Below are 24533 nucleotides of genomic sequence, written 5' to 3'. Positions count from 1 at the left end.
CATAATTGTTTTTTATTAAAAGCTGTCAGGGAGGATACAGACTTAAGCTAAAGCAACTCATTAATATGCGACTAGCGGAAAGTACCGTGGACGTCTATTGTCCTGTGCACGGCAATAAATAAAGGTTATTACCGCGCAAGAGCAAGCGACATCAGTATGCGGCATTCACCAGCACCGAAATAATCCTCCTCGACGCTTTGCTCAATAAAGCCTAAGGAGAGATACAGATGCCGTGCAGGGTTGGTTGGCGCAACAGTGAGCTTAACTTCCGTCACATGCTTAGGCAGATCAGTAAGCGCATCGGAAATGAGTCGTCTACCAACTCCTTGCCCCTGAGCAAGACTATCGACCGCAACAGACAATATCCAAACACACTGAGTTTGCTCACTTGGCGCGATGAGAATATAGCCTAAGAGATTATCTTGTTTATCCAGCGCAACTTGTAGCCCTTTAGGCCAACAATCAAAGCTCTGGCGAAAGAAAAAATCGGGATAACAATGATCGCCAAAAAGGGATTGCTCAAGTTGATATATTGAGGTTAGTTCACTCTTTTGTGCTGGGCGAACAGCGAAAGAGAACAGGTTATTCACTGACTAATAGCTCATCCCAAGGCAGATGCGTAGAACCCACGACGATAAAGTTTGGATTCTCTAAGGTTTCCCGCTCGTTGTAACTTAAGGGCTGCAACTCAAGATCCATCACCTGACCACCGGCTTCCTCGATAATAATTTGCGCGGCACCGGTATCCCACTCACCCGTTGGTCCAATACGGACATAACAATCGGCGCGCCCTTCTGCCACTAAGCAGCTTTTCAATGCAGCGCCGCCTAATACAACCAGCTCACAATGTCTTGATTGATTAAATAACTTCAACACCGAATGTGGATCCTGACGACGGCTAACAGCCAATCGCAGTGAAGGTGTGTCGGCGTTAGTTAGCTGACGACTAGAGATACGCAGCTCACCTTTACCAGATCGCTTGTAAGCCCCCAATCCAGCAATTGCATAATAGATCACTTCAGTCATTGGCACATAGACTATGCCCATAATCGGCCGATTATGTTCAACGAGGGCAATAATCACCGAAAAGTCACCGCTACCCGCGATAAATTCACCAGTACCATCCAAGGGATCGACTAACCAGTAACGCTTCCATTGGGCGCGCTCCGAAAGTGGAATTTCAGCATCTTCCTCAGATAAAACGGGGATGTCGGGAGTTAATCGATTAAGCGCAGAAGTAATGATCTCATGAGCCGCCAGATCGGCGGATGTCACAGGGGTATTATCGGCTTTAATTTCCTTATCAAAACTACCTTTTAGGTAAATATCTTTTATCGCTAGCCCCGCCTCAACAGCGATGGCGATCACCTGTTCAACATAATCTTCTGGCTTCATCACAACTCCAACAGCCTAAACAGGCAATGCATATATAACAATTCGAATTAACTACTTTAGTTTTAGATGTTTCTGAGCCAAAAACAAGGCGCTTACGCTTCTTGATTCAGAAAAATCTTCCAGCGATAACAGCTCAAACCACTTACTTAGCGGCCAGCTTACAACCTCTATAGGCTCAGGCTCATCGCCTTCTAGGCGACTCTCATAAAGATCTTCAGCAACATAGATCTGCATCTTGCTAGCAAAATAACCTGGAGCCAAGCTTAACTCCATAAGATGAGTGAGCTTATTCGCCCCATAGCCGATCTCCTCTTGCAACTCTCGATTTGCCGCCTGTGCTGGTGTTTCACCAGGATCGACTAGGCCTTTGGGGAAGCCTAATTCATAGGAGTGAGTACCCGCAGCATATTCACGCCCCAACAATAATTGGTCATCAAGAATAGGGACAACCATAACCGCGCCACGATTATTCCCTTTCATGCGCTCATACTGGCGCTCGACATCATTAGAGAACTTTAGGTGCACTTGTTCAATCTGAAACAGACGGCTCTTTGCAACAACTTCTGCATGTAAAATCTGTGGCTTCTTGTCCGACATGAATGTCCCTGATAAAAATGGCGTTTGCATCACAGTCCAATCTTACTATGATGTGATTAATCCACAACTCTACCGATGGAATTTTTTCACACCGATTATGTTTCCATGGAATAAGATAGATACAGTGCTACTCGATATGGATGGCACATTACTGGACTTGCATTTTGACAATCACTTCTGGCTCAGCCTAGTGCCTCAAACCCTTAGCCATCAAAAAAACTTGCCGATCGATCGCGCAAAAAACCTAGTAGAAGCCGCCTATGACAAAGTCTTTGGTACCTTAGAGTGGTATTGTCTCGACTACTGGGAGCGAGAACTCCAACTCGATATCATCGCCTTGCACCGCAAGGTTGTCGACAGAATCCAAATGCGCCAAGATAGCATGCCATTTCTAACCGCCTTAGGAGAGCAAGGGAAATCGAGAATCCTAGTGACCAATGCCCATCCAAGCAGCCTCGCACTAAAACTTGAACATACTGATTTAGCCGCAGGTCTAGACCATATGCTATCGAGCCATTCAACGGGATACCCTAAGGAAGCTGCCCAATTTTGGGAGACGCTTTTCACACAATATCAACTCGACCCAAGCCGATGCTTATTCATTGACGATAGTGAACCCATCTTACAAGCCGCACAAAAAGCAGGTGTTGGTTATCTGCTTGGGATTGAGAACCCCGATAGCCAAAAGCCACTAAAAATTTTTAACGACTTCCCAGCAATAGCCGACTATCACGATCTACTCGATGATCTTTTAGCCGAAGAATAGGCACTGCGTCTGTATGAATAAAATGAGAAAGCTAATGGTTTTAGGTAAAAATCTGGTTAATACTTGCACTACCACAAATACTGTATATACTAACAGTTACTGTATGGAAAGACAGGATTGATAATGAGACCATTAACACCCAGGCAAGCTGAAATTTTAGAGCTAATTAAGCGTAATATCGCCGACACGGGCATGCCACCGACCCGAGCTGAAATTGCGCGTAGATTAGGCTTTAAAAGCGCTAATGCCGCCGAAGAACATCTGAAAGCACTGGCGAAAAAAGGCTGCATCGAGATTATGCCAGGTACATCTCGCGGGATAAAACTCACCCAAGAAGATGAGCCAGAAGAATTAGGTTTACCATTAATCGGCCAAGTTGCCGCCGGTGAACCCATACTCGCCCAAGAACACGTCGAGCAACACTATCAGGTCGATCCCAACATGTTTAGGCCCAGTGCCGACTTTCTGCTGCGAGTTCGGGGTGACAGCATGAAGAATATTGGCATCTTAGAAGGCGATCTACTTGCTGTGCATAAAGTAGAGCAAGCGAGGAATGGACAGGTTGTCGTCGCTCGAGTTGAAGATGATGTCACGGTTAAGCGTTTCGAAAAGAAAGGCAACACTGTGTACTTACATGCCGAAAATGAAGAGTATTCACCTATTATTGTTGATCTCACCAACCAGAGCCTAAGCATTGAAGGTTTAGCTGTCGGCGTTATTCGCAACGGAGACTGGCAATGAACAATTTAATCGGTAATGCGCCACGTCATCCCGGCCTCTGGGTTGATATGAATAGCCAACTGAAGCCATCGCATCAAAATACCATTTCAACGGTATCAAGCTGTACTCAAGGTAAAAATGAGTTACAAGCTTTAACTCCTCAACTAGCGAGATTAAGCCAGCAAGGACAATGGGTCGTATTGATCAGCCCACCCAATATTGGCTACAAACAGATGCTCGCCGATGCAGGGGTTCGCATGGACCGCATTCTGCTCGTACATACCAAAGATGAAGTTGAAGCGCTTTGGGCAATGGAAAAAGCACTCACAAGTGGTACATCCAGTGCGGTAATTAGTTGGACGCAATCACTCGATGAACGCGATAATCGTCGCTTACAGATAGTCGCTAAAAACACTCAAGCCCTAGGTGTTGTTATTGAAGATGCAAATAGTCACTTACCTGTAACAGCCCATATGCACGAGGATCTCGGCTTACAACAAGCTTGTTTATTTAGCTCATTTCATTAATTGATTTACTCTGCCTTTCCGTACTAAAGCCCCGCAAGGGGCTTTTTTGTCGCTGTTTTGTTTAGAAAAATAAAATAAAAGTGATCTTGATCAATATTTGAACACAGATTAAGTTAGTAGTAGATATCAACGATTATTTGTTATATCCGAACAATTTAGATGTCGATGTTATTGATTCAATCAGCAGTGATTTATTGAGCCAATACGTTGAAATTAGCCTGATATATTCAGCCGTAAGTGCAAGCGTGGTCACCACCAGCAATAACAATATTTACACCACCAGCGCACTTTGAAGTCATCGTTGCTTTTTTGGGAACCGAAGAGTTTGCATAGAGCCGAGACATACTGTGTGGCTCTTCTTTGTAGTTGCCTTCGCAATTGACAGAGGAGAAGTCTAGTGAAGCAAGTGTTGTATTGTTTGCTGGCGTTGCTGTTTACGCCCCCCATACTCGCAGCCGATATGCCCCTAAATATGACAGAAGGGGTTACAGAGATTAGTGGAAGAGTGTTTGGTCTCCACATGACCATTCTCTACATCTGTTGTGCCATAGGCATTGTGGTCTTTGGTGTGATGATCTATTCGATCATTAACCATCGACGCTCTAAAGGTGCCGTTGCCGCCAACTTCCATGAAAGCACTAAGGTCGAAATAGCCTGGACCATTGTTCCTTTCGTTATCTTGATCATGATGGCTATTCCAGCAACACAAACCCTGATCGCAATGGAAGATCCCAGCGATGCGGACTTGACCATTAAGGTCACGGGCTCCCAATGGAAATGGCATTATAGCTACTTCGATTATGATATCGAGTACTACAGCCTACTTGCAACGCCAAGAACACAGATAGAAGGCAGTGAAGCCAAAGGCGAGCACTATCTGCTTGAAGTTGATAAACCGCTCGTTCTACCTATTAATAAAAAAGTTCGTTTCTTAATGACTTCAGAGGATGTGATCCATTCATGGTGGGTTCCTGCATTTGCGGTGAAAAAAGATGCCAACCCAGGGTTTATCAACGAAGCCTGGACCCGTATCGATAAACCCGGTACCTACCGAGGGCAATGTGCTGAGCTCTGCGGTAAAGACCACGGCTTTATGCCTATCGTCGTCGAAGTGCTTTCTGAAGCCGATTTTGACAACTGGATACAAGCTCAAAAAGCCCAAGCTAGTCTCGCGGCTGCGCAAGCCGAAGCCTCATTGAGCCAGACTCTTTCTTTGGAAGAGCTAATGACCCAAGGTGAGCAGGTTTACATGGCACGCTGCGCAGCTTGTCACCAACCTAATGGTGCGGGATTATCTGGGGTATTTCCTTCCCTAATTGGTAGCCCCATTATCACAGGACCAGTATCAGATCATATTAGCATAGTGTTGCATGGTAGAGCGGGGACGGCGATGCAGGCATTTGCTAAACAGCTAACGGCAGCTGAAATCGCCGCAGTAGTCACCTTTGAGCGTAATGCTTGGGGTAACGACTCTGGCGATATTATTCAAGCTGCTGATGTCAGTGGCTCCCAACGGGCAAGCTCTGCTGCAGCGACTGATACCACGCCAAAGACGCCTAGCACCTTACCGGAAAACTCACCAACGACAGAAAACATAACGGCTGTAACCGAAGCAACACAAGATTCAAAGGCTACGGTTTTAGATGATCTGACGATGGAAGAATTGATGTCCATGGGCGAGCAAGTTTATCTCAGCAATTGCGTTGCTTGTCACCAAGCAACTGGGACTGGTTTGCCAGGCGCTTTCCCTTCACTTGTCGACAGCGCCGTCGTAAAAGGTCCTGTTTCTGGTCATCTAGATATAGTGCTCAAGGGTAAATCAGGCACAGCTATGCAGGCGTTTGGCGCGCAGCTTACCCCGCAACAACTTGCTGCTGTGGTGACATATGAGCGTAATGCATGGGGTAATAACTCTGGTGATGCGGTTCAGGCTACCGATGTTGATGGTCACGGAAAGTAAGGGATTAAAATGAGCACAATAACACAAGATTTACCAGCCGCTCATGATGGCCATCATCATGGTGCCCCCAAAGGGCTTATGCGCTGGGTTTTAACCACTAACCACAAAGATATTGGCACGCTTTATCTGTGGTTCAGTTTTATTATGTTTCTAACTGGTGGCGCGATGGCCATGGTGATCAGGGCGGAGCTCTTTCAACCTGGATTACAATTAGTTGAGCCAAATTTCTTCAACCAGATGACCACTGTTCATGGTCTAGTTATGGTCTTTGGCGCGGTAATGCCAGCTTTTACAGGGCTTGCTAACTGGTTGATCCCGATGATGATCGGCGCTCCAGACATGGCGCTTCCGCGAATGAACAACTGGAGTTTTTGGATTTTACCCTTCGCCTTTACCATACTGTTAAGCTCGCTGTTTATGGAAGGTGGAGGACCCAATTTCGGTTGGACATTCTATGCCCCACTTTCCACAGCCTATAGCCCAGATAGCACAGCCTTGTTTGTATTCTCGATACACATAATGGGGATCAGTTCGATCATGGGTGCGATTAACGTGATAGTTACTATCGTTAATATGCGTGCACCTGGGATGACATGGATGAAGTTGCCATTGTTTGTATGGACATGGCTTATCACGGCTTTTCTACTCATTGCTGTGATGCCGGTGTTGGCAGGTGTAGTCACCATGGTTCTGACTGATAAGTTCTTCGGCACCAGCTTCTTCGATGCCGCAGGTGGTGGCGATCCAGTGATGTTCCAACACATATTTTGGTTCTTTGGTCATCCCGAAGTGTACATCATGATTCTCCCCTCCTTTGGCATTATCTCGGCGATAGTCCCAGCCTTCAGTCGCAAAAGACTCTTCGGCTACTCTTCAATGGTGTATGCCACAGCGAGTATCGCCATATTGTCGTTCCTTGTGTGGGCGCACCATATGTTCACCACAGGCATGCCAGTGTTTGCAGAGCTGTTCTTTATGTACTGCACCATGTTGATTGCTGTTCCGACAGGGGTGAAGGTGTTTAACTGGGTCGCCACCATGTGGCGAGGCTCGATTAGCTTTGAAACCCCGATGCTCTTTGCCATTGCCTTTATCATACTGTTCACCATTGGCGGCTTTTCTGGGCTGATGCTGGCAATCACTCCGGTAGATTTTCAGTATCACGATACCTATTTTGTGGTTGCACACTTCCATTATGTATTGGTGACGGGGGCCATCTTCTCTATTATGGCCGCCGCCTATTACTGGCTGCCTAAATGGACTGGCAACATGTATGACGAAAAGTTAGGTAAGATCCATTTTTGGTGCTCGGTGATCTCGGTCAATGTGCTGTTCTTCCCTATGCATTTCTTAGGGCTTGCAGGTATGCCGAGACGAATTCCGGACTACGCAATCCAGTTTGCCGATGTAAATCAGATTGTCTCTATCGGTGGATTTGCCTTTGGGTTATCCCAGCTTATCTTCCTCGCCGTAGTGCTTAAATGTATTAAGAGTGGAGAAAAGGCCCCCGCAAAACCTTGGGACGGTGCAGAGGGATTAGAGTGGACAATACCGAGCCCTGCGCCCTATCACTCATTCTCCACTCCTCCGGAGATCAAATAAAATGAGTCAACACCAAGTGAAATCGAACCGAAAACTTATCATGCTGCTGATAGCTGGCTCTATTGGTATGTTCGGCTTTGGTTTTGCCTTGGTGCCACTCTATGACGTGCTGTGTGATCAACTTGGTATTAATGGCAAAACCCAATCTACGGCTGCCGCCTATACTCCAATGACAGTCGATACCTCCCGTATCGTAACCGTAGAGTTTATGGCACATACCCAACATGACATGCCTTGGCAATTTGTTCCTGAAGTTAAGCGTATGCAGATTCACCCTGGTGAGCTCATTCGTACTAACTTTCATGCCAAAAATCTCTCGTTAAGCCAAACAATAGGACAGGCCATCCCCTCGGTATCACCAGGACAAGGGGCGGCCTATTTTCATAAGACTGAGTGTTTTTGCTTTAACCAGCAGGTATTAGCAGCCAATGCAGACGCAGCATTACCTTTGATTTTTTATGTCGATCCCGATCTTCCACAATCGATATCGACACTGACACTTTCCTATACTCTCTACAATATCACCGATAAGGGTTACGTCGGTGCTGTTGAACAAGGAGCAGCAAAATGACAACCAAACATGAACACTATTATGTGCCAGCCCAGAGCGCTTGGCCCATATTAGGCGCTGTCGGTTTATTCCTGATCGCATTCGGAGCTGGTAGCTACGTACAACAGCTCAATACCCCGCAGTCCAGTGGTGGCTATATTCTAACAGCCGGTATTGTGGTGATTATTAGCATGATATTTGGCTGGTTTCGAACCGTAATAAACGAATCTATGTCAGGCTTATATTCGAAACAGATGGATCGATCTTTTCGACAAGGAATGAGTTGGTTTATCTTCTCTGAAGTGATGTTTTTCGCCGCCTTTTTCGGGGCCCTACTCTATGCTCGAACCATTGCGGTCCCTTGGCTAGGCGGCGCATCAAATAATGCCATGACCCACGAAGTATTATGGCCAACCTTCGAGGCTGTGTGGCCCTTAGTCACCACCCCTGATGGGACAAAAACAGAGGCAATGGGATGGAGCGGACTACCACTTTACAATACCATTATCCTGCTTACCTCCTCGGTAACGCTGCATTTTGCCCACGTCAGCCTTGAGAAGGGCAAGCGAACCGCCCTGACTCTGTGGCTCGGCGCGACCATATTGTTGGGTCTAGCGTTCCTGATATTACAAGCAGAAGAGTATATGCACGCCTACCAAGAGATGGGGTTAACACTTTCATCAGGTGTCTACGGCAATACCTTTTTCTTGTTAACGGGTTTTCACGGCATGCACGTCACCTTGGGAACTGTGTTTCTATTTGTCCTATTTCTTAGAGTGTTGAAGGGTCACTTTACTCCAGATAAACATTTTGCCTTTCAGGCGGGTAGTTGGTATTGGCACTTCGTGGATGTCGTATGGTTGTGCCTATTTATTTTTGTTTACGTCCTATAAACCGATAGGCTGGTTTACGTTTTGAAGCTGATTGTTTAACACACGCTAATAAGGCCGAGGATTTGGAGAAATGATCCCAAGTCCTAGCGCCAACAATAGTAACAACACAACTAACACGGAAAAAAGGACTCGTCGCCCCAAATATCGACTCATTGGTGCCTTGTCCTCTCCCTTAACCAAGATGAAGAGTGCTCTCCCAAGATTAAATATGATGAAAAGCAGTAGTAGCACTAAAACTAACTTAAATAACAATATTCCAGTCATGGGGGCTCCTAAGCGGCTTGTCTCTTGGTCGACTATCTTTGTCACCTGTCTTACTGTGCTGGTGTTTAGCATATTGGTCAAGTTAGGTTTTTGGCAACTAAGCAGAGCCGAAGAGAAGCAAGCATGGCAACAAGAATTAAATGAAAGACAAAATGCTGAGCCACTCTCATTCGCGCAACTCATAGGGCTTCCTATTGGTGCCAGATTAACTGGATATCGTTTAAAGGTTGACGTCAGCCCCATAAACACCCAAATCATCCTACTAGACAATCAAGTTTATCAAGGCACCGTCGGGTACTTAGCCTACCAAGCGGTGCAAGTTAAGCAAGGCACTCCCTTATTGCTGGTTGAACTGGGCTTTGTTGCCGGAACAATGGATAGGCGCCAGCTACCTATGGTCGCACCGATCACGTCCACGCAATCGTTACATGGCAAGCTGTATCAGAAATCAACCAACCCACTCAGTGAGCATTTATTAGCGGAGCCAGGAAATCCACTGCGAGTCCAAAACCTTAATCTGACTGAACTTGGGCAACTATTGCAGCAAGAGTTTGCACCTGCGGTGCTGCAACCCGATCGACTACTCGGCAATACGCTCCCTAGACCCTGGCAACCGATTCCGCTCGGAGCACAGAAGCATCAAGGTTACGCATTACAATGGTTTTCTATGGCGGGCGCATTCCTACTGCTAATGCTTTATTTATTGATAATAAAAAAGAAAAAGACAAAAAAGCCCAATTAAGGACACACTCAATTGATCTGTTGCTTAAAGCAATAAGACCTTGTAGGTTAGAATTTAGTCGCTGCGAAATTAAGCAGCTTAAAACAGTAAATTAATCACTTCCTAGCCGTCTCGGGAAGTTGGCATTTTTCGGTGCAGGCATAAGTGATGCCGCAGTTGCCATGCACTAAATGATCAACGAGAGGAGCTAAAATGAACTCCCATAAATCCAAAGGCGCAAAACCACTTTTAATACTGCTACTGGTGTTCGTGTTACCAGTCGTTGCCGCTAAACTTGTGCTGAGTCTTAACCTTTACCATGGTGGAGCCACAAACAAAGGCCAGTTGCTCACCCCTGATACTAGCTACAGCAGTTTAGCGATGGAAAATCCACAACCTAAATCTTGGCAGATGATCTATCTGCTTCCTAGCCAGTGTGATAGCAGCTGCTTAGATCGCCTCTACATCCTTCGCCAAAGTCATATCGCATTAGGACGAGATCAAGATAGGGTCAAAGCAATCGTTCTGTTACAACCTAATAGTGATCTTGAAGCGCTAGAACAATTTCAATTCGATACCGCGAAGACCAGCCAGCAACTAGCTGAGATGATGCTTCATCAAGAGCTGATCATCGTCGACCCACTAGGGTCACTAGTGATGCGCTATGACCAAGTGGACGATAAACAACAACAGATCTTACTCGGAAAAGCCATGGTGGCAGATTTACGTAAAATGCTTAAGCTGTCGAGGGTCGGTTAATGCAGATCTCTCCACTACTTAAACTCACCCTCGTCTTCACCATGTGCGTTATTTTAATGGGCGCTTATACGCGACTCTCTGACGCTGGACTGGGTTGTCCAGATTGGCCAGGCTGTTATGGCATGTTAAAAGTACCCACTCAGACTCATGAGCTCAACCAAGTCCAAATGGCCTTTCCTGAACATACCGTAGAACCCGATAAAGCATGGCTTGAGATGATCCATCGCTATATCGCTGGCACGCTTGGCTTATTGATCGTTTACATCTTGTTTATGAGCTTTAGAACTCAAGATGCGCCCAAAAAACTCCCAAGCGCGATAGCTATACTCATCTTATTTCAAGCAGCACTCGGGATGTGGACTGTCACCATGAAGTTAATGCCAATTGTGGTGATGTCACATCTCATTGGAGGTTTTACTTTAATCTCTCTGCTTTGGATCCTCTATTTGCGTACTAAGCCACTACGAATACCGGGTGGCGATCCAACCGCAAAAAAGCTCGCGCCATTAGCGCTGATAAGCTTAGCAATATTAGTGACGCAGACAATCCTCGGCGGCTGGACATCATCTAACTATGCGGCACTAGCATGTACCGCATTGCCAATATGTGAAGGTGACTGGGTTAATAATCTCAACCCACTGCATGCCTTTAACCCTCTACACAAGACTGAAGGAAGCTACGAGTTTGGCATTTTGGATTACTCTTCCCGTATGACAATTCATGTTGCCCATCGATTCGGTGCCATTGTTACCGCCACCATACTGCTCTGGCTCGCCTACAGGATGTTAACCCTATCGCGATCGTCCCAATTAAAGCGCGCAGCTTGGACGCTGATATCTCTTGTTGTTATTCAGGTCGCTCTCGGCATTAGTAATGTCGTGTTGCATCTACCTCTGGGTATCGCAGTTTCTCACAACGCTGGAGCGGCACTATTGCTGCTCACCATGGTTTTTATCAACTACGCCCTTTGGCGTAAAGCATAAGCGAGGCAAGGCAATGGCAAAACCTCTTACACTAACAAGCCAGCAAGCCAGCAGCTTACATTGGCGTGACTATTTAGAGATGACCAAACCCAAAGTGGTCGCATTAATGTTACTGACGGTATTGGTTGGTATGTGTTTGGCCGTACCAGGAGCGGTGCCGCTGCAACCTCTGGTGGCAGGCCTGGTGGGTATTGGTATGATGGCTGGTGCCGCTGCGGCCTACAACCACTTGATCGATCGCCGAATCGATGGGCTAATGGCCCGCACCTATAACAGACCGCTTCCTAAAGGACGAGTCTCGATCTTCAGGGCGCTAACCTTTGCCACATCAATGGCAATCTTAGGTTTTATGTTGCTATATCTAGCGGTTAACCCCCTTACCGCTTGGTTGACCTTTGCTAGCCTCATTGGTTACGCAGTGATATATACCGCCTACCTTAAAAGAGCGACCCCACAAAATATTGTCGTTGGCGGCCTCGCTGGAGCCATGCCGCCCTTGCTAGGCTGGACATCTATCACTGGCGAATTCCATGGGCATGCCCTACTGCTGGTCATTATAATCTTTGCCTGGACACCTCCCCATTTCTGGGCCTTAGCCATTCACCGCAAAGCAGAATATGCCAAGGTCGATGTCCCTATGCTACCAGTAACCCATGGCATAGAGTTCACTAAGACCTGCATATTGCTTTACACAGTGCTGCTAGCTATAGCCTCACTTTACCCAGTACTGGTTGGCATGTGTGGCCCACTCTATTTAGTTGGTTCAACTCTATTAAGTAGTGGCTTTATCTACAAAGCTTGGGAACTCAAATACCGCGATAAGCCTGGCCTTGCCATGCAAGTATTCCGATTTTCAATTTATCACCTAATGACACTATTTCTAGTGCTGTTAGTCGACCACTACCTCTGGGGTTAATCTAATGAAAATCGCTCTGATCATCGCCGGGATGTTACTATTTGCCGGTTTAGGTAGCTTTGCGGCGATCACCTACCAAGGATCAGAGCCAGAGCTCACGACCAGTTACCTCTATCCACAACAGCGTGAACTAGCGCCTTTTGAGCTAACCGATCAAAATGGTGAGATTTTTAATAATGATCGTTTAAAGGGGAGATGGAGCTTAGTCTTTATCGGCTACACTTCCTGCCCCGATGTTTGCCCAACCACCATGGCTAAGCTGACTGCAGCCTACCAAAAGCTCGCGCCCACCATAAATATGCAAGTGGTTTTTATTTCAGTGGACCCAGCTCGAGATACTCAAGCTAAGCTTTTAGATTACATTAACTTTTTCAACTCAGACTTTGTCGCTGCAACAGGCTCCCATGCCTCACTGTTGCCATTAACTCGCCAATTAGGTTTCGTTTATGCCATGGTGGGAGAGGGCCAAAACTATCAGGTCGATCACAGTGCTTCTATGGTACTTATCTCACCTGAGGGCAAGCGCTACGCCACCATCAAACCTCAGGCCAGCGAGATTGGCAAACTGCCGCAAATTACGACGGCTAACCTGATCGCAGATATCGCAGAGTTAGACGAACACTATCGGTGATTAACCTGAACTCGGGTTAAGAGATGGAATAACGCCACGTTTATTGTCCCGAGTTCAGCTTGATTACTCTTGTATCCAAGTGCCGTCATTTTTAGGCCTTACCCAAGCTTGGGAAAACCAATAGTAGCGACCAGTTGCCTTACTAGGCGCAGTGCAATTGTAACGAGACCGACCTGGAGGTAAGTCCAGCGCTGCACGCACGCTAAACTGACTCTCACTGATCCACAAGGGTTTTACCGCTCCCTGTCCTTGTACAAAACACATTAACTGATGCGGATAGATATCACTCATATCCAAAGTAACTTTCATCTCTGGACGCCAATTCCCCACAGCCAACTGAGTATTAGCAGGCTCGATGGCCAATACAGGCATATTGAGACTGTATAGCTTGGCTTGCAAACTCGATAGTTCGGCATAGACCCCAGCGACAGGAAAGCGCGGCAACGCAGTAAGGGAAGAGTATTTCCCTGCGGCCCCAGATTGCTGACCAAAACCGATAAAACCATGGCTTTCAAGTAAGGCCTCTAACTGTGAATTGTACTCACCATAGGGATAGGCTAGCATTTTTAGATTCTGCCCCGTCTTAGCCACAATTTTGGCCTCGGTTGAGAGCAAATTATCTTCGATGCGCTTTAACCACACCTTCTCGGTTTCATTAGGATTATGACGAATTAGATGTTCATGCCCCCAACTATGATTAGCTAACTCTACGCCCTCATCGCTCAAACGATTAAGCGTATCCCAGCTCATAACGTCTCGATATTTCCGCTCAATCGGCTCAACGGCAATAAAAATGGCATAAGGGAAACCATATTCCTTTAAAATAGGGTGCGCGTTATCGGCAATGTTTTGGTAGCCGTCATCAAAAGTGATGGCTACCGTCTTATCTGCAAACTCTACCCCTTGCTTAATACCGTTAACGATTTCAGAAAGCGGCTTAACCTTAAATCCATTATCACTCAGGTAAGCCATCTGTTGTCGAAACTGTGTTGGAGTCACGCTGGTAACGCTTGGTGTATCTTCAGATACATGATGATATTGTAAAATCACCACGGCATGAGCAGAGATGCTCATCAAGAACATCAGCGTAAGTAAAACGCTTCTTAACATAAAAAATAACCTCTGAGAGTCTATGTCAGCACTTAATTTACTGTTGGATAAACAGAAAAACAGGCAACTATTAGCGCTTGCTTTACCGATGATTTTATCAAACATTACGGTGCCACTTTTAGGCTTAGTGGATACCGCTGTGATTGGGCACTTGAGTAACGCCTATTATTTAGGAGGCGTTGCTGTCGGGTCAACGATCATCACGCTGATTTTATGGGTGTTAGGATTCTTACGCATGTCGACGACCGGTCTCGTCGCTCAGGCCTATGGCGCTAAAGATCTCCAGAGTCAGTATCGACTATTACTGCAATCGGCCAGTCTAGCGCTGATCCTCGGATTCTGCGCAATTGTGTTTCAATCCCCAATAATGAGTTTGGCCACAGCATTGTCGGATGCGAGTTCTGAAGTACTGCATTACAGCCGAGTCTATTTTGAAGTTAGGATCTGGTCTACACCATTTGCGCTTCTTAACCTCGCTCTACTCGGCTGGCTATTAGGTCGGCAGCAACCTAAAGCCGCGATGTGGCAATTAATCGCGGCCAATATGACCAATATTATCCTAGACCTACTATTCGTGATCGGTTTTGAGTGGGGAGTTAAAGGAGCTGCGTTGGCATCGGTGATCGCCGATATTATTGGCTTTATTGTAGCGGCAAGCATGGTCTATCGAGAATTAGTTAAACAAGGAGGTTTTGACTTTATCGAACTGTGTCGTCAGCTCACCTTAACTAGCTACAAAAAACTGCTTGGTTTAAATCGTGATATTTTCATTAGAAGCCTGTGCTTACAACTGACCTTCGCCTTTATGACATTTGAAGGAGCAAGCTTAGGCGACACTACGGTTGCCGCCAATGCCGTGTTGCTTAATTTATTGCTGCTCATCTCCTATGCGTTAGATGGTATCGCCTACTATGCAGAGGCGGAGGTTGGACGGGCGTTTGGCCAAAATAATCGTCATCGCATGACGGAGTCCGTCACCTTAGCAACGCTATGGTCGGCGATATCCGCCACGCTGTTTATGCTATTTTTTGCACTCTTTGGGAACCAGATCATTAGCGTGCTCACCAGCCTTGAAACGGTACAACAAGTTGCAGAGCAGTACCTTATTTGGGTGATATTTATGCCGCTACTGGCATTTGGTTCATACCTATTCGATGGGGTTTATATTGGTGCCGCGGAGGGAAAAATCATGCGTAACAGCATGATTCTCTCGACCTTCGGCGTGTTTTTCCCCGTCTGGATACTACTACAGTCGTCAGGGAATCACGCCCTTTGGGCGGCGATGAGTCTGTTTATGGTCGCGCGAAGTCTAACCTTGGCATGTCATTTTCATTACCGACTAAAGGTAAAACTAAGTTAGTTGCAAACAAAACGGGATGACCTAAGTCATCCCGTTTTCATACTGATTGGTATTAGTCATTTATCAGAGTTACTGATATGAGTGGTCGCCATGTTCATGATCGGTCACATCTCGCACACCGCTCAGCTCACCAGGGAACATATCAAGAAGCTGCTTCTCAATACCATCTTTAAGCGTTACATCGACCATAGAGCAACCGTTACAACCACCGCCGAACTGCAGAACGGCAACGCCTTCGGCATCGATCTCAACCAACATGATGTTACCACCGTGACTGGCTAGCTGTGGGTTGATTTCAGATTGAATCACATATTCGATACGCTCTTTCAAAGGCGCATCGTTATCGACTTTACGCATTTTTGCGTTTGGCGCCTTCAAAGTAAGCTGCGAACCGAGCTGATCGGTCACAAAATCGATGGTTGCATCTTCCAAGAAAGGAGCGCTTTTTTCATCGACCATGGCATGAAAACCATTAAACTCAAGCTCAATATCATCGGCTTCAACGGCATCTGGTGGACAGTAAGATACACCGCACTCAGCAGAAGGCGTACCTGGGCTGATAACAAAAACGCGAATATGAGTTCCTTCAGGCTGATCAGCGAGTAGCTTTACAAAATGTGCCTGAGCTGCATCGGAAATGGTGATCATTAAGACATGCTCCGTCAGGTTAAACCCGAGTGTTTTAGTAAGAATTAGCACTATGATACTCTGACTGCGATAAGCTTTGTAGCCCCTATGACGATTACTCGTCAAATTTTGCTTAAAAAGTAGAGCACAAACCCATTAAATAATATGGTAACTAGGTTAGCGAACTGTTAATTTAACCTTTATATACAATAATTAAATAGAAATATCATGCTGCGATTGTGTATTTTACTACTGACCATCACCTCTTTTTCTTACTGCTTTGCATCAAATAACCCAAGCGTGGTCGGTGTCTCGCCAGCAAGTGCGTCACCATTAGCTATCGAATCTCCCCAGCAGTTTTTAGGCTATCCTCTTGGCACATGGCATCTACGCCACGATCAAATTAACTTCTACCTCAAGCAATTGGCGCAGCAAAGCCCAAGAGTGAGTCTTGAAGCAACGGGAGTGAGCCATGAAGCAAGGCAACAGCTAACAGCGGTGATCACCTCTCCCAAGAACCAAGCTAATTTGAGTCAAATACTCGCTGATCGTGCTCAAGTCAAAGCGGGGACTAAGCAAACGGGGCCGCTGATCATTTGGTTGGCTTATTCGATACATGGCGATGAAGCAAGTGGCGCTCACGCCGCATTAGCAGTCAGCTATCAACTCAGCACGAGTCAAGAAAGCTGGATACAAGAGCTGCTCGATAATGCGGTCGTACTCATCACCCCAACGCAAAACCCCGATGGCTTTGACCGCTTTTCAACTTGGACCAACAACTACACGGGCAAGATTAAGGTTAGCGACCCTAACCACAACGAACATAAACAAAATTGGCCATCGGGTCGTCGTAATCACTATTTTGCCGATCTCAACCGCGACTGGTTATTCCTAAGGCATCCGGAGTCTCAAGGACGTATCGCGCTATTTCACAAGTGGAACCCTCATTACGTTGGCGACTTCCACGAAATGGGACACAACAAGAGCTATTTTTTCCAACCTGGCGTACCGAGTCGCACTCACCCACTCACCCCGAATGAAAACCAACTACTGACCAATAAACTCGCTAGCTACCACGCCGAGGCACTCGATGCCCGCAAGCAGGCCTATTTCAGCAAGCAGATGTTCGATGACTTTTACTATGGTAAAGGTTCTAGCTACCCAGATATCAATGGCTCTGTGGGCATTCTGTTTGAACAGGCAAGTGTTCGTGGCCAAATTCAAGATTCAGATAACGGCAGGCTTATTTTTGCAGACGCTATCGCCAACCAAGTGGCTACCTCCTATTCAAGCCTAAGAGGCGCTTTTGCACTGCAAAAAGAGTTAAAAGAGTATCAAACTCGATTTTACCAACGAAAAGATAAACATCAACCATCAGGGCGAGAGGCTGGCTTTTTGGTTAGTGCTAGTGGTGATCCCGCTCGTCGGGATGATCTCGCAAACCTATTGCAACAACACCAAATTATCTACTTTTATCTCAATGACAATATCAAGCAGGGCAAACATAGATACGAGCAGCGGGATAGCCTGTTTATTCCTATTAATCAACCACAAAAAAGCCTGTTGTTGGCAATGTTCGATCAGCGCACCGAATTTGAAGATGCCACCTTCTACGATGTTTCGACATGGAACTTAGCCTATTCCTACAATCTACAGCTGGCTCAAGATGTTAGCCTGAATGTAGATGACTTACTTACAACGCCGCCCGCCTTTACATCACCAAGGATTGAAGCCAATAGTGTGGCGCTGCTAATTGACTGGCGTCAGCAAAATGCGACTCCCATGTTGCAAAAGTTATTAACGGCTGGTGTTACGGTAAAATTCGCCGCGAGTCCATTTAGTATCAATACGGGCAAACAGGTTACTCAATTTGCATCAGGCACTTTGCAGATCCCATTAGGTAAGCAAGAGCTGCCGTCCCAAGAGCTAACCACCCTTGTCTCTTCACTCGCCAATAGTTATCAGGTCACCTTCTATAATGTCTCTAGCAGCCTATCGACAAGCGGAATCGATCTGGGAAGCGACGACTTCCACAAGATTGCACCAATAAAGCCACTGATCCTTACCGGAGATGGAACCTCTGCATCAGAGGTCGGAGAGCTATGGTATTTCATGGATAACCGTGTCGGCGTGGCATTGACGCAAGTGGATACTTCCCGTTTGCCTAGCTTAGAGTTAGCGGGATACAGCCATCTTTTTCTTGCCAATGGCAGCTATAGAAGCCTTGAAGATAAAACGGTAAGGAAACTGGGGCAGTTCGTTAATGATGGCGGAATTATCGTCGCCCAAAAAGGTGCCCTTGAATGGCTAAGTAGAGGCAACTTACTGAAGAGTGATGTTAGAAATGCCCGCCACTTCAGCCAACTCTTCCCTACTGAAGGGTTATCTTTTGCAGACAAGAGTAAGTTAAATGCTAGGCAGGCTATTGGTGGCGCAGTTGTCGCACTAGATATCGATCCGACTCACCCTGTGACTTTTGGCATTGAAACATCCCAGCTTCCAGTGCTGAAGAATAAAGCAATAGGGTTACTTAAAACCACCACCCCCTTTATCACTGCAGCAACTTATGCCGATGAGCCGCTGCTCGATGGCTATCTTGCAAAGGAATACCAACGCAGTCTAAACCAAACCCCAGCCATTGTTGTTGAGCGTCACGGCAAAGGAGCAATCGTGGCCTTAACCGATAACCTACTCTTTAGAAACATTTGGCTTGGCTCAGATAAAATTTACAGCAATAGCCTCTATTTTATTCCAGCCTTGCATTAATCACGTCATTACTCTTAATAGATTAAGGATTAAATAAAGCCAAAACGGCAGCGAATACCAATCGATCTTAACTGCCGTTTTTTATGCTTCAAGCTAGCTAAGCGATAAAGCTTAAATATCCCTGCAAAATGATGGCATTAACGATATCAATAAAGAAAGCCCCGACGATGGGAACAACCATAAACGCCTGTGGCGATGGGCCGGTTCTCGATACCAATGCCCCCATATTCATCACAGCTGTCGGTGTTGCGCCCATACCGAAGCCGCAATGACCACCAGCCATAACAGCAGCGTCGTAATTAGCCCCCATCAATCTAAAGGTAACAAAATATGCAAACAAACCTAACACCACAGTTTGCACCAATAAGATGATCAACAAAGGTACCGCTAAGTCGAAAATTTCCCACAACTTGAGATTCATCAACGCCATAGCCAAAAATAGCGACAGGGATACCGTACCCAAGACATCGACACTCTCACTGTTGATCTTATAGCCACGTGAAAGCTCGGTGATGTTAGTGATCATCACGCCAAAAAACAACGCATAAACGAAGTCTGGCATCTTTAACCAGCCGATATCAAAATAGGCAATGAGAGCGCCAAACCATTTGGCTCCAGCGACACAAAGCAGCAGGATAAACATCACCTCGAGAATGCTCTTGGCTGTCACCCGATCTTCTTCAAGTTGATCATAAGTCACCAGATCTGGGTGATCTTTATGATGATTACCACCAACACCATAGGAGGAAACAAGAGCATTTTTGTTAATCAACCTTTGAGCGACAGGGCCACCAATAATCCCCCCCATGACCAAACCAAAGGTCGCGGCGGCCATGGCAAGCTCAAGAGTATTGATCCCGTAATCTTCGGAAAATGTTTGCGCCCACGCCGCACCAGTGCCATGACCACCCGATAGTGTTATCGAACCTGCAATTAGCCCCATCAAAGGCTGTAAGCCTAATGCCGTAGCGATACTGACCCCAACCGCATTTTGAATCACTATGTAAAGGGAGGCGATTCCTAAAAACAAAAAGACCTTACTGCCTCCTTTCATCAAGAGTTTATAGCTCGCGGCTAACCCGACCGTGGCGAAGAACATCAACATTAAGGTATTTTGCATCGACAAGGTGAACTCTAATGAGATCTGGTTAAAGTGCAACAGGGTGATCACTGAGGCGATAATCAAGCCGCCCACTATGGGTTCAGGGATATTATATTTCTTGAAAGCGGCCACATGGCGATTGACCGTATGGCCAATAAATAGGACTAAAATCGCGACTAAGAAAGACTCAAGCTCTCCGATGGCATATACAGTATTCATGAAACTCCTCTATTGGTCATATCACTAACAACTAGAATCAATCTATAGTGATTAGCCCATTCACGCCTGCTCAATTGACACTAAGCCCACGTCTTAAAACAGTCACATTTGATCTCATCAAAGGCAAATTAACATTTGAGTTAAAAACCATGAATCAACCCGCTCACATACAGTTTAAATCTGCGTTAGCCGGCCTGACGATGAAAAGATTAAAGTCACTATTTAGGTAAATGAAAAAATTGAAATTGGGTGTGGCTAAGATTTCAGTGGAGAAAGCTCTTCAACTGAATGCTGAGTTTCTATCGCTAAACGTTCCCGCTCGGCTTTAGAAATATACTTGGGCTTACCCGTGTGATGAAGCTTAGCATTAGCTTTCTTGGCCTTTGCTTTAAGCGTTTGATTAATTTTTTTCTTTCTGTTCATCGCGGCAGTATACCCCAAAAGCCCTGGTTTGTGTGCCAACACTAGCCTGCCCGTACAACTTTTAACCTGTAACTGTTGACGATCCAAGTGCATTAGCAACTCCATTAACGACAGTTGAGGTAATTACTTATTAAGTAATAATGACTTAAATATTGCCCACAAAAAAGCACAGCTTCGGCTGTGCTTTTTTTCTATCTTATCAGGCTATGACTTAGTCACAACCCACAGTGCGTGAAGTAAGCCTGGCACAAAGAATAACAGACATAAGATGATGTTGATCAGCAAGTCTTTACCCACACCACTCTTCAAAAATACGGCGACTGGCGGCAGTAGTATCGCAATAATCACTAATAACAGTTTATTGGTATCCATTTAAGCTCATTCCTTCTTGATTATTTTCGCTTTGGCCATTCTAATTTCTCAGGCTTAGACCATGTTTGCAACTGGTTTTTTACCGCTTCATCGACAAAAAACGCTCCTGACGATGGCATACAGCAAAACTCGAATAGATGACCATCTAACTCAAACTGCAACCCATAGGCATGCAGATAGCCACGGTCAGCTTCTTCCCCCCCATAAAGGGTATCGCCTAAAATGGGCACGCCAATACTGGCTAATGCCACTCTTAGCTGATGGGTCTTGCCACTTAATGGCTTTAACAGGTATAGCCTCAGACCATCGGCAACCGATTGAGAAAAAAACTGCGTTATGGCTGGATTCTCGGTACTACGCAGCAGTTTATACATACTACGACGTGACTTGGCCATGTCACCAATGATAGATCCCTGCTTCTTCTTAGGCTTGCCTTTAGCAAGTGCAAGGTAATATTTCTGCACCTGATGAGCAGCAAACTTAGCGGTAAAGCTCGCAGCCGCTTCACTGCTCTTAGCAAACAGCAATAACCCAGAGGTCATGGTATCGAGTCGGTGAACAGAATATAGCTTTATGCCAAGATCGAGTTCCAATTGCGCCATCACCCCGGCGGTGCCGTCTTGGCTATGAAAATGAACCTTGGCAGACTTGTTGATCACCAAGAAGTCGGTTTCATCGGCGATAATTTGATACATGATGACCTACGATATTTAAGAAAAGGTAATGGTAACCAGCAAACCTGGCTGATTATCATCTAAAGTAATAGTGGCATTATGACGTTGTAAAATCGCTTTCACTAGCGACAATCCCAAGCCTGTACCTTTATTGTGGCGGCTCGGATCGAGTCGCACTAAACGATCGAAGACCTTATCTGTTGCATCGCTCGGAATTCCGGGACCATTATCGATGATCTGCACCCTTGGTCCTTGCTGCACAATCTTAACACTCGCACCCTCGCCCGAATATTTAATCGCATTGTCGACCAAATTAAACAGTGCTTGGAACAGCAGATATTTATCCCCCATCACAGTGTAATCATCCTCGGTCACCAGTGATAAGGTTTGGCCATTAAGTTCCGCCATGGCATCTGCCATCTCATACAGATCGCTGCACATCGCCTGCAAACTTAACGGTTGTAACTCTAATGTTTGCTGCCCCTCTTCGATGCGAGTAAGCGATAACATGGCATCGAAAGTGGCTAAACAATCATCTAGCTCTTCGGTTAAGATCGCGCAGGCCTCATCAAGATCGCCAGCAGACTTGGTCGGCAGTTGCTCAATACCAATGCGCAGGTGTGACAGGGGCGTTCGAAGATCGTGCGCAATATTATCCGTAGCTCCTCGCACCGCATTCAGGTTGTTTTCTAAGGTGTCCAACACGCCATTAAATTTAACCGCCAGCATATCGAACTCATCTTGACGCCAACTGATAGGCAAACGAGTTGAATACTCACCCCGCTCAATGCGACGACTCAAGCGATTGTATTGCACTAGGCGACGCAGAATAGCCTTCGAAAAGAGATAGCCCAGCGCCAGTGTCAGCACAATAGTTAACATTAATGCAGTGATCGCGGCATTAACAAAACGCTCGATAAGCGTCGCCAGCTGGTCGGTTCGAGTCGCAATAAGCACAGGTCCATAGCGGGTGATTGCTAAGCCTCCGGTGAGTATATGCAGCTTATCTGGACCTCCAGTTAAAATCGGAAAATCTCTAGTATCGGGCAAGATAGGCATATCATCTGGCATCAAGCTTAAGGCGCCAACAAGGTCAAGGGAGCTGCGCCAAGCGACCAATGCGGTTTTAGGATCGGCATTACGAATTTGAGTGGCAAAACTACGTCTGTCTAAAGTTAGCGCCATCTGCTGATAACGCGTTTTCTCGGCCACCAAGTGCTGAATAGTCTGAAGTTCCTGTTCATTAATTAACTGCCGGTACATACCAAACAGCAAGGTACCGATAATCAAAGTCACCAGAGCAGAAAATATTATCGTAATGCGCCACGCACTACTTTGGTAAGGCTTAATGCCCTTTACGGAGGCGATAACCTGCCCCTCGAACAGTTTCGATGAGCTCACCATAGCCTAGCTCTTCGAACTTTCGACGCAACTTGGCAATATGAACGTCGATAACATTGGTGCGTGGATCGAAGTGGTAGTCCCAGACAGCTTCGAAAAGTAAGGTTCGACTGATCACCTGATTCGGATGTTCCATCAAATACTTAAGCAGCTGAAACTCTTTCGGTTGCAGCATTATTTCACTTCCTTCCAAGGTGACTTTTCGCGTTAGCAACTCCATCACTAAATTACCAACGGTTAACTCGGTATGCGCGGGTTGTGAATTACCCCGCTGCATCAATTTTTCGGCACGTACTAATAGCTCTGAAAACGCAAAAGGCTTGGTCATGTAGTCATCACCACCAGCGCGAAGCCCTTTGACACGTTCGTCTACATGACTGAGCGCAGATAAGATCAGCACAGGAGTCTGATTGCCTGTTGCCCGAATAGCGGCCAATACCTTGAGGCCATCGAGCTGGGGCAACATTCGATCTAAAATAATCAGGTCATATTGCATGCTTGTGGCTAACAGCAATCCTTGATGACCATCACTAGCAGTTTCGATATTGTGTCCCTGTTCTATAAATCCTTTGACCACATAGTCAATCGTGGTTTTATCATCTTCTACCAGCAATATTTTCATCAATTTAGGTCCCACTTAAGCAGAGGTAAAGGTCGTTGCTGTTCGATGTCGAAGGCAAGCTTACGCTTACCATTTTCATCAATCAGCTTTAATTCGAGGTAGCTAATGCCGAGATCATGGTCGAGTTGAGCCTCGAGAATATGAGCCGTGCTATCTCCCATCGCTTGCTTAATTAATTGGGAGAATGTCAGCCCCATCTCTAGCACGAGTTTGGTCGCCTTGAGTTCATCGCGGTCATCGGCTTCAAGCGCTTCTACTTTTTGACGGATTAAACGACCATCTTTAGCCCAGAACTCAAACTCAGTTGCGGTATCTTGCTTGGTATCTATGATACTGATCTCATATATCAGCTCCCCATTTTCCACATCGATATCGAACTCTGAAATAACACCTGGATAGTCTTTCTCTGCTTTAGCAATCAACATCTGTGGGGTCAGATTTTGGCTATCTGATAGCAACTCTAGCACCGCAGGATTGGCGCAGACCACGCTTGGAATACTCGACAGCAGCACCAAACTGATTAACCAACGAGCCATAGCTCCTCCATTAAATTCTTCAATAACCGTATCTTAA

General features: G+C 46.1%; 27 protein-coding genes. 14 read left to right on the top strand and 13 right to left on the bottom strand.

Annotated features, from left to right (window positions below; translation table 11 throughout):
• Positions 1-128: 128 nt before the first annotated feature.
• The 3 genes from K0I73_RS00555 to nudE are packed head-to-tail and all read right to left on the bottom strand — an operon-like array spanning position 129 to position 1992.
• Positions 129-590, bottom strand: coding sequence for a GNAT family N-acetyltransferase (locus K0I73_RS00555; protein WP_258405246.1), 462 nt, complete (start codon positions 588-590; stop codon positions 129-131).
• Positions 583-1395 carry a 3'(2'),5'-bisphosphate nucleotidase CysQ gene (gene cysQ / locus K0I73_RS00550; protein ID WP_220062666.1) on the bottom strand — a complete coding sequence of 271 codons (813 nt, stop codon included), beginning with the start codon at positions 1393-1395 and terminating at the stop codon, positions 583-585. The genes K0I73_RS00555 and cysQ overlap by 8 nt, the downstream gene beginning before the upstream one ends.
• Before the next feature lie 51 nt (positions 1396-1446).
• Positions 1447-1992: an ADP compounds hydrolase NudE gene (gene nudE, locus K0I73_RS00545; protein ID WP_220062665.1), complete on the bottom strand. Its 546-nt coding sequence runs from the start codon at positions 1990-1992 to the stop codon at positions 1447-1449.
• Positions 1993-2089: 97 nt separating this feature from the next.
• Between nudE and yrfG the strand changes: the two genes are divergently transcribed.
• The 7 genes from yrfG (at position 2090) to K0I73_RS00510 (ending at position 9010) form a co-directional block, all read left to right on the top strand.
• Positions 2090-2758 (top strand): GMP/IMP nucleotidase, encoded by a 669-nt coding sequence (yrfG, locus tag K0I73_RS00540; protein ID WP_220064199.1) that lies wholly within the window; start codon positions 2090-2092, stop codon positions 2756-2758.
• A 123-nt stretch (positions 2759-2881) separates the two neighbouring features.
• Positions 2882-3499, top strand: coding sequence for a transcriptional repressor LexA (gene lexA, locus K0I73_RS00535; RefSeq protein ID WP_220062664.1), 618 nt, complete (start codon positions 2882-2884; stop codon positions 3497-3499).
• Positions 3496-4005 (top strand): cell division inhibitor SulA, encoded by a 510-nt coding sequence (locus tag K0I73_RS00530; RefSeq protein WP_220062663.1) that lies wholly within the window; start codon positions 3496-3498, stop codon positions 4003-4005. Before lexA ends, K0I73_RS00530 begins: the two co-directional genes overlap by 4 nt.
• Before the next feature lie 397 nt (positions 4006-4402).
• Positions 4403-5965, top strand: coding sequence for a cytochrome c oxidase subunit II (gene coxB, locus K0I73_RS00525; RefSeq protein WP_220062662.1), 1563 nt, complete (start codon positions 4403-4405; stop codon positions 5963-5965).
• A gap of 9 nt (positions 5966-5974) precedes the next feature.
• Complete coding sequence (gene ctaD / locus K0I73_RS00520) at positions 5975-7567, top strand: cytochrome c oxidase subunit I (RefSeq protein ID WP_220062661.1); 1593 nt, start codon at positions 5975-5977, stop codon at positions 7565-7567.
• Position 7568: 1 nt separating this feature from the next.
• Entirely contained in the window at positions 7569-8138 is a 570-nt protein-coding gene (locus tag K0I73_RS00515; RefSeq protein ID WP_220062660.1) for a cytochrome c oxidase assembly protein, read from the top strand.
• Entirely contained in the window at positions 8135-9010 is an 876-nt protein-coding gene (locus K0I73_RS00510) for a cytochrome c oxidase subunit 3 (RefSeq protein ID WP_220062659.1), read from the top strand. Before K0I73_RS00515 ends, K0I73_RS00510 begins: the two co-directional genes overlap by 4 nt.
• A gap of 45 nt (positions 9011-9055) precedes the next feature.
• Here K0I73_RS00510 and K0I73_RS00505 read toward each other — a convergent pair whose 3' ends face one another.
• Complete coding sequence (locus K0I73_RS00505; RefSeq protein WP_220062658.1) at positions 9056-9274, bottom strand: DUF2909 family protein; 219 nt, start codon at positions 9272-9274, stop codon at positions 9056-9058.
• Here K0I73_RS00505 and K0I73_RS00500 point away from each other — a divergent pair.
• The 5 genes from K0I73_RS00500 (at position 9192) to K0I73_RS00480 (ending at position 13284) form a co-directional block, all read left to right on the top strand.
• Positions 9192-10016 carry an SURF1 family protein gene (locus K0I73_RS00500; protein WP_350355282.1) on the top strand — a complete coding sequence of 275 codons (825 nt, stop codon included), beginning with the start codon at positions 9192-9194 and terminating at the stop codon, positions 10014-10016. The two genes, K0I73_RS00505 and K0I73_RS00500, sit on opposite strands and share 83 nt — an antisense overlap.
• A 192-nt stretch (positions 10017-10208) precedes the next feature.
• The gene (locus tag K0I73_RS00495) at positions 10209-10754 is read left to right on the top strand and encodes a redox-active disulfide-containing membrane protein (protein WP_220062656.1); all 546 of its coding nucleotides are present in this window, start codon (positions 10209-10211) and stop codon (positions 10752-10754) included.
• Entirely contained in the window at positions 10754-11737 is a 984-nt protein-coding gene (locus K0I73_RS00490; RefSeq protein ID WP_220062655.1) for a COX15/CtaA family protein, read from the top strand. Before K0I73_RS00495 ends, K0I73_RS00490 begins: the two co-directional genes overlap by 1 nt.
• A gap of 13 nt (positions 11738-11750) precedes the next feature.
• The gene (gene cyoE, locus K0I73_RS00485) at positions 11751-12653 is read left to right on the top strand and encodes a heme o synthase (RefSeq protein WP_220062654.1); all 903 of its coding nucleotides are present in this window, start codon (positions 11751-11753) and stop codon (positions 12651-12653) included.
• 4 nt (positions 12654-12657) lie between these two features.
• On the top strand, positions 12658-13284 hold the full coding sequence (locus K0I73_RS00480) for an SCO family protein (protein WP_220062653.1): 627 nt from the start codon (positions 12658-12660) through the stop codon (positions 13282-13284).
• 63 nt (positions 13285-13347) lie between these two features.
• On the opposite strand, the gene K0I73_RS00475 is transcribed toward K0I73_RS00480, so the two are convergent.
• Positions 13348-14394, bottom strand: coding sequence for a polysaccharide deacetylase family protein (locus tag K0I73_RS00475; protein WP_220062652.1), 1047 nt, complete (start codon positions 14392-14394; stop codon positions 13348-13350).
• 22 nt (positions 14395-14416) lie between these two features.
• Here K0I73_RS00475 and K0I73_RS00470 point away from each other — a divergent pair, with 22 nt between their 5' ends.
• Positions 14417-15754 carry an MATE family efflux transporter gene (locus tag K0I73_RS00470; RefSeq protein ID WP_220062651.1) on the top strand — a complete coding sequence of 446 codons (1338 nt, stop codon included), beginning with the start codon at positions 14417-14419 and terminating at the stop codon, positions 15752-15754.
• 69 nt (positions 15755-15823) lie between these two features.
• Here the strand turns inward: K0I73_RS00470 and nfuA are convergent, their stop codons facing one another.
• On the bottom strand, positions 15824-16402 hold the full coding sequence (gene nfuA / locus K0I73_RS00465) for a Fe-S biogenesis protein NfuA (protein WP_220062650.1): 579 nt from the start codon (positions 16400-16402) through the stop codon (positions 15824-15826).
• Between the two features lie 207 nt (positions 16403-16609).
• Between nfuA and K0I73_RS00460 the strand changes: the two genes are divergently transcribed.
• Entirely contained in the window at positions 16610-19147 is a 2538-nt protein-coding gene (locus K0I73_RS00460) for a M14 family zinc carboxypeptidase (protein WP_220062649.1), read from the top strand.
• Positions 19148-19244: 97 nt separating this feature from the next.
• On the opposite strand, the gene gltS is transcribed toward K0I73_RS00460, so the two are convergent.
• The 7 genes from gltS to K0I73_RS00425 all read right to left on the bottom strand — a co-directional run bounded on the left by gltS (position 19245) and on the right by K0I73_RS00425 (position 24496).
• Positions 19245-20468, bottom strand: coding sequence for a sodium/glutamate symporter (gene gltS, locus K0I73_RS00455; RefSeq protein ID WP_220062648.1), 1224 nt, complete (start codon positions 20466-20468; stop codon positions 19245-19247).
• Between the two features lie 255 nt (positions 20469-20723).
• Complete coding sequence (locus K0I73_RS19055) at positions 20724-20984, bottom strand: DUF2986 domain-containing protein (protein WP_258405245.1); 261 nt, start codon at positions 20982-20984, stop codon at positions 20724-20726.
• Between the two features lie 111 nt (positions 20985-21095).
• On the bottom strand, positions 21096-21263 hold the full coding sequence (locus K0I73_RS00445) for a YqaE/Pmp3 family membrane protein (protein WP_220062647.1): 168 nt from the start codon (positions 21261-21263) through the stop codon (positions 21096-21098).
• Between the two features lie 20 nt (positions 21264-21283).
• Positions 21284-21958, bottom strand: coding sequence for a TIGR01621 family pseudouridine synthase (locus K0I73_RS00440; RefSeq protein WP_220062646.1), 675 nt, complete (start codon positions 21956-21958; stop codon positions 21284-21286).
• 15 nt (positions 21959-21973) lie between these two features.
• Positions 21974-23233 (bottom strand): sensor histidine kinase, encoded by a 1260-nt coding sequence (locus K0I73_RS00435; RefSeq protein ID WP_220064197.1) that lies wholly within the window; start codon positions 23231-23233, stop codon positions 21974-21976.
• A 49-nt stretch (positions 23234-23282) separates the two neighbouring features.
• On the bottom strand, positions 23283-23960 hold the full coding sequence (locus tag K0I73_RS00430) for a response regulator transcription factor (RefSeq protein ID WP_220062645.1): 678 nt from the start codon (positions 23958-23960) through the stop codon (positions 23283-23285).
• The gene (locus K0I73_RS00425; RefSeq protein WP_220062644.1) at positions 23960-24496 is read right to left on the bottom strand and encodes a PepSY domain-containing protein; all 537 of its coding nucleotides are present in this window, start codon (positions 24494-24496) and stop codon (positions 23960-23962) included. The genes K0I73_RS00430 and K0I73_RS00425 overlap by 1 nt, the downstream gene beginning before the upstream one ends.
• Positions 24497-24533: the final 37 nt, after the last annotated feature.

Source organism: Shewanella mesophila (genome assembly GCF_019457515.1).
Lineage (GTDB): Bacteria > Pseudomonadota > Gammaproteobacteria > Enterobacterales > Shewanellaceae > Shewanella > Shewanella mesophila.
The sequence above is the reverse complement of the archived record's forward strand: the minus strand, read 5'-3'. Positions and strand labels throughout refer to the sequence as shown.